Source organism: Kitasatospora nipponensis, assembly GCF_039528135.1.
Taxonomy (GTDB): domain Bacteria; phylum Actinomycetota; class Actinomycetes; order Streptomycetales; family Streptomycetaceae; genus Kitasatospora; species Kitasatospora nipponensis.
The window spans coordinates 1-1,167 of the sequence record NZ_BAAALF010000488.1 but is presented as its reverse complement, the minus strand read 5'-3'; the positions used below and the strand labels follow the sequence as shown (position 1 = coordinate 1,167).

Sequence of the window (1,167 nt, the reverse complement as noted above, 5' to 3'; positions counted from 1 at the left end):
CCTCTGGGTTATCCCACGGCAGCTCCACGACCTTAGGCGGGAATGCAGCGATGTGGTCCCGCAGGCGGGCCGCGAGGTTGGGCGTGAGCTGTACGGTGCGGGTCTTGTCACCCTTGGGCAGGCAGAAGTAGAAGGCGCCGGAGTTGGTGGCCCGCAACTGGCGTCGCACGTGTATGACCATCCGGTCGAAGTCGATGTCCTCCTCGGCCAGCCCGAGCACCTCGCCCTGCCGGAGGCCGGCGCCTACCCCGAGGTCGACAGCGATCCGGTACCGCGGCTGCACTCCGGTCCGGACGGCATCCACTATCTGGCGGGACCAGGCCCGGACCTTCTTCTCCTTCGTCTTCGGGGGCCTCACGCTGGCGTGGACCCGGCACGGGTTTCGAAGAAGACGGGTGTCGTCCACGGCGGCCTGAAAGATGGTGGAGAGGTGGGTCCAGATCACCTCGGCCGTGGCCACGTCCACCCGGGTCAGCAACTCCGCCTTCCACATCCGAAGCGCGGCCGCATCGATCCGTCGCAGTGAGAGCGAGCCGATTGGCAGCCCGAGGATGTGGTTACGGACCTTGCTCTCCATGGTCGTGTAGGTGGTGAGCTTGTCCGTACGTCCGGGCAAGAACTGAGTGCGCACGTACTCCGAGAGCGTCATGTCACCACGGCGCGGGTCCACGAACTCCGCTCGCCTGGCGTCAGTTTGAGCCTGAGCCAGCCACGTCTTCGCGTCCTCCAGGACCTCAAAGCTCCGGCCCCGTACACCAGGGATGCCCGAGACCTTGTATCGCTTCCCCTTCCCCCAGCGCTCCGTTCGCTCACGCCTCCCCGTCGTGGCGTCCTTGAGCTTATTCAGCCAGCGATCTTCGATGTATCCAGCCACTGGTCTGCCCCCTCCAGATCTGCGATCCGGGCCCGCAAGGCCCAGGTGGTGACGTTGAGTTCGGCCGCGAGCTCCTGCTCGCTGGTCGCCCACTGCCGAGCTGCGCAGAAGTCAGACAGCGCGATCAGCTTTCGCGCCGCACGTTGGTCGGCGGAGCGCTCGGCGCGGAGGCCCCGCTCGCCGGCGCAACTGGAGTCACCGGCGAGGATGTGCTCGATTTCGTGGGCCAGGACGCAGCGCTCCTGAACGGGGCTGAGCCCGTCTGCGATCACAACAGCCTGGTCTTGGGGAGA

2 protein-coding genes are annotated in these 1,167 nt (G+C 66.5%); both read right to left on the bottom strand.

All coding sequences use genetic code 11. The features are described from left to right. The coding region (locus ABD323_RS41380) for a tyrosine-type recombinase/integrase (protein ID WP_344447246.1) at positions 1 to 874 on the bottom strand (874 nt) is incomplete at its 3' end. Then, positions 844 to 1,167, bottom strand: a 324-nt coding sequence (locus ABD323_RS41375) for an ImmA/IrrE family metallo-endopeptidase (protein ID WP_344447245.1), incomplete at its 5' end; no start/stop codon positions are given. The genes ABD323_RS41380 and ABD323_RS41375, both read right to left, overlap by 31 nt.